Annotated in this window: 12 protein-coding genes; 10 read left to right on the forward strand and 2 right to left on the reverse strand. The window is 50.0% G+C overall.

Annotation, left to right across the window (positions count from 1 at the left end; all coding sequences use genetic code 11):
• Nucleotides 1-47: 47 nt before the first annotated feature.
• Nucleotides 48-1,526, reverse strand: a complete 1,479-nt coding sequence (locus BLQ88_RS33585; RefSeq protein WP_090157402.1) for a Gfo/Idh/MocA family protein — start codon at nucleotides 1,524-1,526, stop codon at nucleotides 48-50.
• 303 nt (nucleotides 1,527-1,829) lie between these two features.
• On the opposite strand from BLQ88_RS33585, the gene panD reads away from it, so the two are divergent.
• The 4 genes from panD to BLQ88_RS33605 all read left to right on the forward strand — a co-directional run bounded on the left by panD (nucleotide 1,830) and on the right by BLQ88_RS33605 (nucleotide 4,510).
• Nucleotides 1,830-2,180: an aspartate 1-decarboxylase gene (gene panD / locus BLQ88_RS33590; protein ID WP_090157403.1), complete on the forward strand. Its 351-nt coding sequence runs from the start codon at nucleotides 1,830-1,832 to the stop codon at nucleotides 2,178-2,180.
• A gap of 40 nt (nucleotides 2,181-2,220) precedes the next feature.
• Nucleotides 2,221-3,258 carry a lysylphosphatidylglycerol synthase transmembrane domain-containing protein gene (locus BLQ88_RS33595; protein ID WP_090157404.1) on the forward strand — a complete coding sequence of 346 codons (1,038 nt, stop codon included), beginning with the start codon at nucleotides 2,221-2,223 and terminating at the stop codon, nucleotides 3,256-3,258.
• An 80-nt stretch (nucleotides 3,259-3,338) separates the two neighbouring features.
• Nucleotides 3,339-3,827: a D-glycero-beta-D-manno-heptose 1-phosphate adenylyltransferase gene (gene rfaE2, locus BLQ88_RS33600; RefSeq protein WP_090157405.1), complete on the forward strand. Its 489-nt coding sequence runs from the start codon at nucleotides 3,339-3,341 to the stop codon at nucleotides 3,825-3,827.
• Between the two features lie 8 nt (nucleotides 3,828-3,835).
• Nucleotides 3,836-4,510: a zinc metallopeptidase gene (locus BLQ88_RS33605; protein ID WP_090157406.1), complete on the forward strand. Its 675-nt coding sequence runs from the start codon at nucleotides 3,836-3,838 to the stop codon at nucleotides 4,508-4,510.
• A gap of 147 nt (nucleotides 4,511-4,657) precedes the next feature.
• On the opposite strand, the gene BLQ88_RS33610 is transcribed toward BLQ88_RS33605, so the two are convergent.
• Nucleotides 4,658-5,827 carry an FG-GAP repeat domain-containing protein gene (locus BLQ88_RS33610; RefSeq protein ID WP_090157452.1) on the reverse strand — a complete coding sequence of 390 codons (1,170 nt, stop codon included), beginning with the start codon at nucleotides 5,825-5,827 and terminating at the stop codon, nucleotides 4,658-4,660.
• Nucleotides 5,828-5,987: 160 nt separating this feature from the next.
• On the opposite strand from BLQ88_RS33610, the gene gcvT reads away from it, so the two are divergent.
• The 6 genes from gcvT (at nucleotide 5,988) to BLQ88_RS33640 (ending at nucleotide 12,946) form a co-directional block, all read left to right on the forward strand.
• Nucleotides 5,988-7,070, forward strand: coding sequence for a glycine cleavage system aminomethyltransferase GcvT (gene gcvT / locus BLQ88_RS33615; protein WP_090157407.1), 1,083 nt, complete (start codon nucleotides 5,988-5,990; stop codon nucleotides 7,068-7,070).
• Between the two features lie 29 nt (nucleotides 7,071-7,099).
• Entirely contained in the window at nucleotides 7,100-7,810 is a 711-nt protein-coding gene (locus BLQ88_RS33620) for a 2-phosphosulfolactate phosphatase (RefSeq protein WP_090157408.1), read from the forward strand.
• A 21-nt stretch (nucleotides 7,811-7,831) separates the two neighbouring features.
• Entirely contained in the window at nucleotides 7,832-9,814 is a 1,983-nt protein-coding gene (locus tag BLQ88_RS33625) for a PDZ domain-containing protein (RefSeq protein WP_090157409.1), read from the forward strand.
• Between the two features lie 9 nt (nucleotides 9,815-9,823).
• A complete protein-coding gene (locus tag BLQ88_RS33630) occupies nucleotides 9,824-11,647 on the forward strand; it encodes a PorZ beta-propeller-like domain-containing protein (RefSeq protein WP_090157410.1) in 1,824 nt (607 codons plus the stop codon).
• Between the two features lie 48 nt (nucleotides 11,648-11,695).
• Nucleotides 11,696-12,331, forward strand: coding sequence for a uridine kinase family protein (locus BLQ88_RS33635; RefSeq protein WP_090157411.1), 636 nt, complete (start codon nucleotides 11,696-11,698; stop codon nucleotides 12,329-12,331).
• Between the two features lie 159 nt (nucleotides 12,332-12,490).
• Entirely contained in the window at nucleotides 12,491-12,946 is a 456-nt protein-coding gene (locus BLQ88_RS33640) for a hypothetical protein (protein ID WP_090157412.1), read from the forward strand.
• Nucleotides 12,947-13,007: the final 61 nt, after the last annotated feature.

The following is a 13,007-nucleotide window of genomic DNA, read 5'->3' on the forward strand; positions in this document are numbered from 1 at the left end:
AGAAAGGCTCCTCATCGGAGCCTTTCTGCATTTTACGCTATTGAATGTTAAGATAGTTTCCAGTCGCCGCGGTATTTGCGTTGAACGAACTGGTTCGCTTCGTCGAAGTTCGTAATCTTCATGTTTTTACCATCCCACAACAGCTTTTTGCGGCCTGGGTAGTCGAACCCTTTGCCATCAGCCTTCGCGGTGCGGAGGTTGTAGCTGCGGATACCGAGGTTACCCATGATCACAGTTTCAGTCAAAGGACCGGCGTAGTCGAATGAAGACGTCAGCGCTTTGTGCTCTTTGCTGTTGAAACCAGCTTTCGCAGCATCAGCCCATGATACGTGGTGACCGAATTCTGTCATCGTCGTGTATTTGTTACCGAAATCGCCTTGCTTGTATTCCAGCTTGGTACCGTCTTTGAGGTACACTTTCGGTGCGATACCGTAGGTTCCGCAAGTCATAACACCTTTTTCACCGATGAGAAGCACACCATTGCTGCTGTCCGGCTCGCCCAGCGGGTCGTTGGCAGGGATCAGCTCAGGGTGGAACGGACGCAGACCGCCATCGTGCCAGGTCAAAGTCACTTCCGATTTGTTCACTTTGTTCGCAGGGAATTTCAATTGCACGCGTGACGACGGCGGGCAGCCTTCCGGAATGTATTCTGCGGTCCAGTCTTTGATGAACACCTGTCCTACCGAGCATTCAACTTCCGTTGGATAACCGAGGCCGAGCGTACGGAATGCAGGGTCGATCAGGTGGCAACCCATATCGCCCAATGCACCGGTACCGAAGTTCCACCAGCCTCTCCATTTGAACGGGTGCCATGCCGGGTTGTAATCCACCCATTCAGCGCAGCCTACCCACAATTCCCAATCGATGTTCGCAGGTACTTCGTGCTTGCCGGTCGGAACGGGAATGCCTTGCGGCCATACCGGGCGGTTGGTCCAAACGTGAGCCTCGTGGACGTTACCGATGAGGCCCTTGTTAAACCACTCCTTCATTTGAGTCTGCGCAGGGTTGGAAGCGCCCTGGTTACCCATTTGGGTCACTACTTTGTATTTGCGCGCAGCTTCGGTGAGCATACGGGCTTCGTAAATATCGTGGGTAAGGGGTTTCTGCACATATACGTGCTTGCCGCGCTGCATGGCATTCATCGCGATGATCGCGTGCATGTGGTCGGCTGTCGAAACGGTTACGGCATCGATGCTCTTGTCCATTTCGTCGAACATCTTGCGGAAGTCTTTGTATTTCTTCGCGTCAGGATGCAGCTCGAAGTTCTTTTTCACTTGTGGCTGGCCCCAGTCCACGTCGCAAAGTGCCACCAGGTTTTCGGCGCCTTTGTTCCATGCATTATTGGTGTCGGAGAAACCTTTTCCGCCCACGCCTACACCGGCGATGTTCAGCTTGTCGCTCGGCGCTTTATATCCTTTTCCCAGCACGTGGCGGGGAACAATGAAGAAACTTCCAATGGCCGCCGCGGAAGTCTTCTGGATAAAGTCCCGGCGATTAACGTCTTTCGGTTTGTTTTCTGTACTCATCGGTTTTGGTAATGAAAATATAAAGTAGATTATTGAAGATTAAAGGAATAAGTTTTTATTAAAAATCTAATACTATTAAATCCCGCTTAAATATAATAATGTTATTACTAAACTAATGAATACCGGCTTTTCAATTATTACGTCACCGGCACTGAATAGCTGCATTTCAGACTGTTTGCGCCGATAATCCGCCCGTATGTGCGCACGGGAACCGTCCCACCGGCGAGGATGTTTTGAGGACTGGGTATTATTCCTGTAACTTTGCGGAGTAATGCATTTCAATTGAACCAATACCACCGGGTAATGCAAATCACAGTAATGAAATCGAAGATTCACCGTGTTAAGGTGACTCAGGCGGAATTGAACTATGTTGGCAGCATCACGATCGACGAGGATCTGATCGACGCCGCGGGACTGATAGAAAATGAACAGGTTCACATTGTGAACAATAACAATGGCGAACGTTTTGTCACATATGTTATCAAAGGCGAGAGGGGTTCGGGCATGATCTGCCTCAATGGCGCAGCGGCGCGCAGGGTGCAGATCGGCGACATCATCATCATCATCGCGTATGGCAGCATGAGCCAGGAAGAGGCGAAGACGTTCAAGCCGATGGTGGTTTTCCCCGACCATAACAATCACCTGGTAAGCTAAACTTCCAACACTCCGGTACTAATACGTCAATTAGCATAGCATGAAAAATATACTGCGTTACACGATATCGCTTGTCCTGGCAGGCGGTCTGCTTTGGTTTGTGTTCAAGGACATCAACCTGAACGAAATGCTCGACCGTTTTGCCCAATCCGACTGGCGGTGGATCGCCGTATCATGCTTTTGCCTCCTGCTCGCGCACATGGTGCGGGCGTGGCGCTGGGGAATGCTCATAGAGCCGCTGGACCACAAGCCAGGGCTGACGAACAGTACAATGTCGGTACTGACCGGCTATTTTGCCAACTACATCGTGCCCCGCATGGGCGAAGTGACGCGCTGCGGCACGCTCTACCGCCTGGAACGCATTCCGGTGAGTTTGAGCTTCGGTACTGTGGTCGCCGAGCGTATTTTTGATGTAATTATATTGGTATTGATGATCGGGTTGAACTTCGTCCTCGAATTCGATCGCCTCAGCACTTTTTTCACTGATTTCTTCCAAAGTAAAATAGGCGGCAGCCAAGGCGGCGGCTCGGGTAGCGGAATGCTGCTGAGCATTCTCATCGTCGGTTTGCTGGCTGTTGCCGTAATAGCGACTGTTATTTTCAAGAATGCCGCATTGCGTAACAAATTGCAGCAGAATGCGATCATTGCCAAGATCATCCATTTTGCGCAAGGAATGCTCGAAGGTTTGTTGAGTGTTCGCAAGCTGCGCAGTCCGGGGCTTTTTATTTTCAGCACAATCCTGATCTGGGTGCTCTACTACCTGGTTTCTTACGTGCTTTTCTTCTGCATTCCCGAAACTTCGCACCTCGGTCCGCTGGCCGGTCTGACATTGCTCGTCGTCGGTGCGATCGGTATGACGGCACCCACGCAGGGCGGGATCGGTGCTTACCATTTGCTGGTCGGTAATGTAATGGTGCTTTACGGACTTTCGCAGAACGACGGCATCACATTGGCGACATTCATCCACGGGGCGCAAATGCTGTTCATGCTCGTGATCGGCGCATTGGCATTTCTATATGTGCTGATTGTCAACAAAAACAAAGTCGAGGAGCCGGAACAAGTGTCTGCGGCAAACTAATTGTAACTTTAATAGTCCTGAAAAATGGAAATGGAGTATGTTACGTTATTCCATTTCTTAAATCCATATTGTCTTTTAAAATGAATTTGACAGAAAGCAAGATCCTCAGACTGGACGAAGCCATCCCGACCGTTGAAGCATGGCAACGCGCCGGACAAAAAGTTGTTTTCACCAACGGATGTTTCGATATTGTGCATCTCGGGCACATCGATTACCTCGAAAAAGCCCGTGCATTGGGCGACAGAATGGTACTCGGCCTGAACACCGACGCTTCGGTAAGCCGCCTGAAAGGGCCGCTCCGCCCGGTCGTGAACGAGTACGCGAGAGCCCGGCTGATGGCCGCATTGTCTTTCATCGATGCTGTCATTTTGTTCGACGAACCGACGCCTAGTCAGTTGATCGAAGCCGTAAAACCTGACATTTTGGTCAAAGGAGACGATTATACGATCGAGAACATTGCTGGCTCGGATTTTGTTTTGGGTAGAGGAGGTGAGGTAAAAACGATTGCTTTGGTACAAGGCTACTCGACTACCGCACTGATCGAGAAAATAAAACAAGGATATAAATAGCAATAACTATGGGACTTTTGATTGCATTGATCGTAATGGGCGTCAGCTTTTACGTGCAATGGCGCTTGAAGAGTAAGTTTGAAGAATATTCACAGGTAGGGTTGAGCAACGGCATGAGCGGCAAGGAAATCGCTGAAACGATGCTCCGGGAAAGCGGCATTTACGACGTAAGAGTGGTGTCCGTGGAAGGCCGCCTGACCGACCACTACAATCCGCAGGATAAGACAGTCAACCTGAGTCCCGATGTATATTATGGACGCAGCGTTGCCGCTGCGGCTGTGGCTTCCCACGAATGCGGCCACGCGGTGCAACACGCTACCGCTTACAGCTGGCTGCAATTCCGCTCGCAAATGGTACCGTTCCTGAGCATTGCCTCGCAATACATGCAATGGATCATCCTGATCGGCGTATTGCTGATTAACACATCCATCATTCCGCTGGCGATTGGTGTAGCGCTGTTCGCAGTGACCACATTATTCAGCTTCATTACGCTGCCGGTCGAGTACGATGCAAGTAACCGCGCATTGGCCTGGATCCAGAAAAACCGCATTGTGAACGAAAGAGAGTACATTATGTCTGCCGATGCATTGAAATGGGCGGCACGTACCTACCTCGTAGCAGCGATTGGTTCATTGGCTACGTTGCTTTATTACGTGAGTTTGCTGATGGGTCGTCGGGATTGAGTTTAGAGTTTAGAGTTCTTAGAGTTTAAAGTTGATATTATTGTCAGTCTTCGTTCGCGGGGGCTGACTTTTTTTGCCACTCATTCACTCATTCACTCATTCACTCATTCACTCATTCACTCATTCAATCATTCAATCATTCAATCATTACTTCTTCCGCTGGTTCCAATACACCACCAGATTATGCGTCGCGCGTCCGGCGGCGATAATGTCCAGATCGCCATCCCCGTCCAGATCGGCCGGCAGCAAATCCTCGCACGCGATCTTGATCTTTTCGTCCAAAGTATATTCTGTCCATTTTTTGCCCTCGGCGTCATTTCCTACGTAAATGCGCACACCCGTTTCGCCGGTTAAATTCGGGTTGCGCCAGCCCATTACTACCTGGTCGCGGCCCTGGCCGAAGAAGTCGGCGCAAGCCAATGCATGGCCTTCCTTAATGCGGTCGGAGAGGACGGTGCGGCTGTCTTTGGTATAAACGACTAATGCGGTGCCATGCATGGGTTCGATGGTGGCTGTAAACAATTGCTTTTTACCCAAACTACCTGTCCGGATCTCTCCTACCCCGCGTTCCGGCACCATCCAGTTGCCCGAGGCGGCCCAGCCGTCGGCGCCATTCAGAAACACCTGCACACCTTCCTTACCCGCAATGGACAGTCCTGCCATCCGGCCCGGGATTTCCATCGGCTGGAAATTGTGGGTCATATGCATATTGGTTTCAACCAGATTGTAGGGCCAGATACCCTTTTTGTTTTCGGGAACATCGAAAATGATCAGCTTCACACCTGCGCCGTTTCCGCCTGTATTCCCTTCGCCGTGCAATGGTAATACGGCCAATTGGAACGGGCCATCCGCGGTTTTGACCCAATGCATGCGGTGAATGGTTACCTCGTGATGCAGGCGTACAGGTTCCCAGGCTTTGGTGCGATCGTCTGGCGCTACCAGGTAGAATACGGCCCCCGATGTTTTCAAATCCTTCGTTTCAGATGGGTTCCAGCCTGCGCCTACGGCCACTTCTACTTTACCATCGCCGTCGATGTCCCGGGCGGCAATGCAGACGTTGTCCTGCTCGGTAAGGTCTTTGGCGATCACGTAGCGCGTCCAGGCGCCGTCCGTTTTCCCGGGATTTTTATACCAGACTATTTCCTTCTTGTCGGCGAGCAATATATCCAGTTTACCATCCCCATCCACATCACCGGAAGCCACTCCATAGCCGATACTCACCTTATCGTCGATCGTCTCGCCTTTGAAAGTGGCGGTTTGTGCAAATGCGTTTCCCGCTATCGAAAATGCGATCGAGAATAATAGTTGTTTATTCATATTCATGAAAACCGACAGCCGCCGGTGAATAAATGTTTTAACCTATTTTTTAACAATATACTTCAAAATGCGCTCGGCGGGCATTGAAAAAACAGTTTTTTGTGTCGCTTTGACCTGCATTACCTACTTTTGTGAATTAATGTAAAACCAAATATCCTTCATGAAAACAGTCCCTTTACATCAGCTCCACATCCGTTTGGGCGCAAAAATGGTCCCGTTTGCAGGTTTTGAAATGCCTGTACGTTACTCCTCGGATCTGGATGAACATCACACCGTAAGGAATGCTGTGGGTGTTTTTGATGTATCGCACATGGGCGAATTCAGCATAAAAGGGCCCGGCGCGCTCGCATTGGTGCAGAAAGTAACCTCCAATGATGCTACTGCGCTTTATGACGGAAAAGTGCAATACGGCTACCTTCCCAACGCGACCGGCGGGGTTGTCGACGACCTGCTCGTGTACCGCATTGCCGAGGACGACTATTTCCTGGTGGTCAATGCGTCGAATATCGAAAAGGACTGGAACTGGATCCAGAGCCATAATACCGAAGGCGTAGCGATGGAAAACCTGTCGGATTCGCTTTGCCTGCTGGCCGTACAAGGCCCGAAAGCGACTGCTGCATTGCAGAAACTGACCGAAGTGGACCTCGCTTCGATGGAGTATTATACTTTCCAAATAGGGGAAATGGCCGGTGTAAAGGACATTATCATCTCCGCAACCGGCTACACGGGTGCGGGAGGTTTTGAAATATATGTAAAGAATGCGGATGCGGAGCAAATGTGGAATGCCATTTTCGAAGCGGGCGCAGAGTTCGGAATCAAACCCGTAGGCCTGGGCGCACGCGACACATTGCGACTGGAAAAAGCATTCTGCCTCTACGGTAACGATATCGACGACGAAACCTCGCCATTGGAAGCCGGCTTGGGTTGGGTGACCAAATTCACGAAGGATTTCACCAATTCCGAAGCATTGAAAGCAGAAAAAGAGGCTGGTATTAAGCGTAAACTCGTCGGTTTTGAAATGATCGACCGCGGCATTCCGCGCGGGCATTATGAGCTCTGCGATGCAGAAGGCAACAAATTCGGCGAAGTTACATCCGGTACGCAATCGCCCACTTTGCAAAAAGGCATCGGCCTGGGTTATGTTCCTACCGAATTCAGCAAAGCCGGTACCGAGATTTTCGTCAAAGTGCGCGACAGGCTATTGAAAGCGCAAGTTGTGAAAACACCTTTTGTTAAAAACTAATCCCTCCTATTCAGTTCGATTGCACATTTATGAAACAACTTGACGTTTGTCTTACCCCCGATTTACTTCATCTGCACAAACTCGATAATTCAATAGTGGTGGTAGCCGATATTTTCCGGGCTACTTCCTGCATGGTGACCGGCCTGGCTTACGGCGTAAAAAGCATTACCCCCGTTGCCAGCGTCGAAGAATGTAAGTTTTTGCAAGACAAAGGATATATAGCGGCCGCCGAGCGGGATGCCCGCAAAGTGGAAGGTTTCGATCTCGACAACTCGCCATTCAGTTATATGCACGAAAGTCTTATCGGCGCACAGATAGCGATGACGACCACGAATGGTACATTATCCATTTCGAAGGCAAAATCTTCGGCTGTAAAGGTAATGATCGGTTCGTTCCTCAACCTGGGCGCATTGGCTAATCATCTGAAAAGCGAGCCTTACGATGTGCTGGTACTCTGTGCAGGCTGGAAAGGTCGGCCCAACCTTGAAGATACATTGTTTGCAGGGGCATTGGCTGAGGCATTGAAGGATCAATTTATGTTGCTCGAAGACGGAACCCTGATGGCGCAGCGTTTATACCTCCAAAGCAAGGATAACCTGCTCGCGAGCGTATCCAACTCCTCGCACGTTCGGCGCCTGCAACGCCTGGGCATCCAGAAAGACATTTCCTATTGCCTGCAAACCGACCTGTACGACGTTGTTCCCGTCCTCAGAGGAGGCACGCTGGTATCCATGAATTAATATTTACTCAATCCAAACTGCATGTTCCGATTCGTTTTTGTCATTTTTCTGGGATTATTTCTGATGGCTGGCCATGCCGAGGCACAGCGAAGGACCTCTACTCCAAGGAGGCAGCTCATTACCCCGAAGAAAAAAGCACCCGCGCCAGCCAAACAGCAGGCTCCCGCAGCGAAGGACACGACAAAGACGCAGGCTTCGGGCGTAGCAACTCCCGCCATAGCCACCCCGGCCGTTGACACGACGGCTGCTGACACTACCATGCCCAGCGCGGTTTCGGCCAATGGCGACACGCTTACAGAGGCTGCGAACGAAGCAAAACTTCCCGTAGAAAAGGTCGATAGCCTGCATGCTTACAAGATCATGATCGAGGACATTTCATACCTCTCCGTTTGCCCCGGTACCAATGTGACCATTCCGTTTAAAACGGACGGACCTTTTGACGAGGACAACACATTCATTGTACATATTATAGATGCAACCGGCAAGTCGGTGCCCATTTCGCTGCCCGTGAAGAAAAGCCCGGCCAAAGCAGTGATACCATCTTACAAAGTAGGCGGTGAAGTTTACCGGCTGCAAATCATTTCATCGATCCCGGTGATCAAAAGCCAGGAAGTTCCCATAAGGTTATTGCAAGCGCCCGCAGCAAAGATCGATCTGATCGACGGGTCGCAAACCGTGCGCATTATGCCAGGACAGGAGGCACATTTGCGTGTAAACCTCACGGGTGCCGCGCCATGGTCGTTCCGCCTTTCGGACAGCACCACCGTATTGCAGACGCTTTCGAACCCGCATTATATTACTGTAAAACCTGCTGATGTAAAAGCTTACCGCGTGACGGCCGTTTCCAATGCTTGCGGAAGCGGTACTACTTCCGGCGAGGCCATTGTGAATGTGAACAACAATCCCGAGCCTAAACTGGAATTGAAAGAGATCGAGAAGATCGCGAAACTCTGTGCGGGCGTTCCGTTCCAGGTGCCGTTTAATGCAACCGGGAAATATAAGGAAGGGAATAAATTCATCGTTCAGATCGCGGAACGCAATGGTTCATTCAAAAACATTTCAACGCCTGATTCTTCCGGCTACATTACAACCCAGATTCCCGACACTTACAAGCCCGGTGAATATCGCCTGCGTGTAACCGCCACTGCTCCTTACCTGGTGAGCCAGACGACGAACATTTCGATCGTTTCGCCGACCGTGGCGACGCTTCAAAAGGATTCATTAAGATTGGGTGAAAACGAATCGGGACAGCTTACTGTGAAATTCACCGGCGGAGGCCCGTGGTTTGTACTGCTTTCGGACGGAACCTACGAGAACAATATCCAGGAATCGCCGCATAAGATCAAGGTAAAGCCATTTTATGATACCAACTACCAGATCAGTTCCGCAGGCGGGCTTTGTGGTGTGGGTAAATTCTCGGGCTCCGCAAAGGTTACCGTGAAGGCTCCTCCGGCAAGCATTACGCTGGAAAAGCTTCCGCAAAATATGGTCTGCGCGGGTTCTACCATGGATATTCCCTATAAAACAGAAGGACGCTACAATCCGAACAACAAATTTACGGTTCAGATGACCGATAAATCCGGCCGGTTCGTAACATTACCTACTACTGTGACGCCTACTGCCATGCAGGTAAAGATCGCCGCTGCGGCGCCGGGAGATACCAGCAAGATTCAGAAAATCCGCATTGTTTCGTCTTCTCCGGCTGTTTCGAGTGCAATCGAAGAACTGGAAGTGATTGCGCCCGACAAGGCCGTTGCAGAAGTTTCCGGACGCGGTACTGTTTCGGCAGGTCGTTCTACCCGCATTCAATTGAAATTCAAGAACGGGCTCCCACCGTGGTCATTCACGCTTTCGGACGGCACAACTATCAATGGGACGTTCCTTAACCCGTACCTGATTTCCGTTTCACCGGCAAATACCACTGAATACACGATCAACTCGCTGAAAAGCGGTTGCGGAACTGGTACCGGACGCGGCACGGCTGTGGTCACGGTAGAAAACTAGCATTCAGCCATGCGCAAAGGGAGGATATTGTTTGTATTGCTAGCCGTGTTCGGCCCTTTGCGCATTCTCGGACAGGTTTTGCCATTGGGTCAGTGGCAAAGCCATTTCAGCTACCGCTCCGCCCGACAAGTCGTTGACGCAGGCTCACGCGTGTACTGCGCCTCCTACAATGGCCTTTTTTCCGTAAACACTGAAAACGGAGAGACAAGAGCACTTTCCAAAGCCGATGGCCTCAGCAACACCGGCATCGGCGCAATGGGCTACTTGCCGTCATCAAAGCTCTTAATGCTCGCCTACCGAAGCGGCACGATTGATTTTGTTTACCTCAACGAACGATCCGAACCCGATCAGATCGAAACCTGGGATCTTCTCAACGATACGCAAGGACTACCGGCCGACAAGGCCATACGCCGCATTGTTTTCAGGGAAAATCTGGCCTATATCGCAACCGGTTTCGGAGTCCTCGTGCTCGATACGCAACTCCGGCAGGTGGAAGAAACCTACCGTTATATCGGCCCAAATGGCGCGCAGGTAGCCGTAAGCGACCTGGCATTTTCGGAAGATTCCCTTTTTGTTATTACCAACCAGGGTTTGTTGACTACTTCCATGCACGACGGCGTAAACCGCCAGTATTTTGGAAACTGGAAGGCTGTAACCAGTCCGGGCAGCATTTCAAGCATTGCATTCTTTTCCGGTGCAGTTCACGCTGCTGTTCCAGGAAAGGGAATTTTGAAATATGAAAAAGGTGCCTGGAAAATCGTTTACAATTCCAGTGCATCAGGCCTGCGCATTCTCGATGCGGGAGATCTGCTGACAATCACTATGGGTAATACCATTCTCGCACTCGATCCACGCTACGTCGCTCAGACTTTTAACAGCCCGCTCTTTGGAAATGTGGCATCAGGCATTCGTAAAGGATCAAATGCGTTTTGGCTTGCCGATCAGAAAAATGGCTTGGTTACCAATCAATTTTCTGATTTCAAATCGGTCTCGCCGGCACAGGCGGACACGACTATTTCGCCCCGCGCCGATTCGACAATCACCGATCTCAATGGACTGTCTTGGACCCGGTTGCCAGAAACATCGGGCGCAGGCATTCTGGTGAGCAATGCCGATGGTTCCCGTAAAAAAGTACTTTCGACGTCTGTTGGCACTGGTACTTTGCCTGCTTCAAAGATCAATAGCCTGGCTTTGGATCAGGATGGGTACGTTTGGTTTGCCAGTGCGAAAGGCGTAGGCTATTTTATCCCTGACGGCGTGTTGGAAGCGACCCGTGTGGACGCCATATTACCCATTTACGGCCAGCGAAGGCTCTTTAATAATGAAGAATGCACCGCCATAGCCGTTGAACCAGGCAACCGGAAATGGGTCGGCACGCGTACGGGCCTTTACCTCTTTAATGCAGATGGTACCGAGCTGGTACGGAAATTCACCTCGGCCGACAGCCCGCTTCCCTTGGATGTGATCCGTGCACTCCGTTTTGAAGCTGAAACCGGTTTGTTATTTGTGGATACGCCTGCGGGCATGGTTTCCTACCAAAGCGACGCGAAAGGGGCATCCGAAAGCATTACCCGCATTACCATTTTCCCCAATCCGATCCGGCCGGGCTATTCAGGCAACGTGGGTATCAGCGGACTGACCGGCCAGTCGACTGTAAAAATCACGGATCTTGCGGGCAGGCTCGTGTATGAGGCGCACTCGGAAGGCGGCCTCGCCTCCTGGAACCTGAACGATTACACCGGACGGCGCGTGCGGGCTGGAATATATATTGTATTCGTCGTGTCGGCCGATGGCGCTGAGCAGCAGGCGGGCAAATTGGCCATTATTAATTAAAATCATAAATTAATCCAGGCGTTCGGACGACCCGGCGCAACAGACAATATGACTTCGAATCAGGAAAATACGCCTTACATTGTAGGTATTACCGGCGGCAGTGCTTCGGGAAAGACCTATTTTATGAAAAACCTCATCGAAGCGTTTGATAAGGACTTGGTTACCCGGATTTCGCAGGACAACTACTATCGCCCGATCCACGAAATCCCGCGTGACGAAAATGGTGTGGAAAATTTCGACTTACCCGAAACCATCGATCATCACCTTTTTGCGGAACACATTGCTGTGCTCAGGGCCGGCCGTTCCGTTCAACAAAAAGAGTATACTTTCAACAATCCACTCATTCAGCCCGAGATGCTGCATTTCGAACCCAGGCCCATCATCATTGTCGAAGGGATTTTTGTTTTCTATTTCCCTGAGATCGCCCGGCTTATCGATTTGAAGATATTTGTGGATGCGAAAGAGCACGTTAAAATAAAACGACGCATTATTCGTGATAATAACGAGCGCGGCTACGACCTCGACGATGTTCTTTACCGTTGGGAACACCACGTCGCCCCGACTTACGACAAATTCATACTTCCCCTACGTGCAGAGGCGGATATGATCATCAACAATAATTCAAAGTTCGATACTGGTTTGCAAGTGCTTATCGGATTCCTGAAAGGGAAATTGCAACAATAGTACGTATTGCCACTACCGGTGACTCTTCAAATCTTGGGCGTGATCTCTATTTTGCGTATAATTGCAGCTTATCTGGTACGTTTTTTGTACGCTCGATTCCATTAACCCTTTTATTATTTTACTCATTAACTCTTACATTTCCACTTAACTGTTCCAACTATGAAAAAATACCTTATTGTAATGCTTTTTGCTGCGTTCTTCATGTCATGTTCCGATGACAGCGAACCCGATGCAGATTTGACTAAAACCTTTGTTGGCAATTGGAAAGGAGCGGTGAAAGTTGAGAAAGGTTACAACTACGGCACTGACTGGGCAATTTCCAAAGTAAATGACAATACCTTGAAAATTGTCTCGACATATAACTTCGTTGCAACTGACCCAAAGTTAACTTCTGAGACCAAGGTCACTACCATCGAAAATGTACCGCTAACCAGAACGGCAACTAATACGATCATTCTGACAACAACAGACAATATCGTAATTCCTAACGATACCCTGGAAACGAAAGGTACAGGCACGATCATCGACAACGTACTTAGTATTACATCGAGCGCTAAATCCAAAAAAACAGGTGCAGTAACAACACCTCCGATAATTCGTTTTACAAGGCAATAACAAGCGGTTCCGGCAATCTTATCTGAATTGCCGGAACTCTGAATTACAAATAATGCGAAAT

It is taken from the genome of Dyadobacter soli (assembly GCF_900101885.1).
GTDB lineage: Bacteria > Bacteroidota > Bacteroidia > Cytophagales > Spirosomataceae > Dyadobacter > Dyadobacter soli.

Coding starts and splice junctions, on each gene's coding strand:
- BLQ88_RS33605 (WP_090157406.1), top strand. CDS start 3,836: ATGGGACTTTTGATTGCATTGATCGTAATGGGCGTCAGCTTTTACGTG.
- panD (WP_090157403.1), top strand. CDS start 1,830: ATGCAAATCACAGTAATGAAATCGAAGATTCACCGTGTTAAGGTGACT.
- BLQ88_RS33610 (WP_090157452.1), bottom strand. CDS start 5,827: ATGAATAAACAACTATTATTCTCGATCGCATTTTCGATAGCGGGAAAC.
- BLQ88_RS33640 (WP_090157412.1), top strand. CDS start 12,491: ATGAAAAAATACCTTATTGTAATGCTTTTTGCTGCGTTCTTCATGTCA.
- BLQ88_RS33625 (WP_090157409.1), top strand. CDS start 7,832: ATGTTCCGATTCGTTTTTGTCATTTTTCTGGGATTATTTCTGATGGCT.
- BLQ88_RS33620 (WP_090157408.1), top strand. CDS start 7,100: ATGAAACAACTTGACGTTTGTCTTACCCCCGATTTACTTCATCTGCAC.
- BLQ88_RS33635 (WP_090157411.1), top strand. CDS start 11,696: ATGACTTCGAATCAGGAAAATACGCCTTACATTGTAGGTATTACCGGC.
- BLQ88_RS33630 (WP_090157410.1), top strand. CDS start 9,824: ATGCGCAAAGGGAGGATATTGTTTGTATTGCTAGCCGTGTTCGGCCCT.
- rfaE2 (WP_090157405.1), top strand. CDS start 3,339: ATGAATTTGACAGAAAGCAAGATCCTCAGACTGGACGAAGCCATCCCG.
- gcvT (WP_090157407.1), top strand. CDS start 5,988: ATGAAAACAGTCCCTTTACATCAGCTCCACATCCGTTTGGGCGCAAAA.
- BLQ88_RS33595 (WP_090157404.1), top strand. CDS start 2,221: ATGAAAAATATACTGCGTTACACGATATCGCTTGTCCTGGCAGGCGGT.
- BLQ88_RS33585 (WP_090157402.1), bottom strand. CDS start 1,526: ATGAGTACAGAAAACAAACCGAAAGACGTTAATCGCCGGGACTTTATC.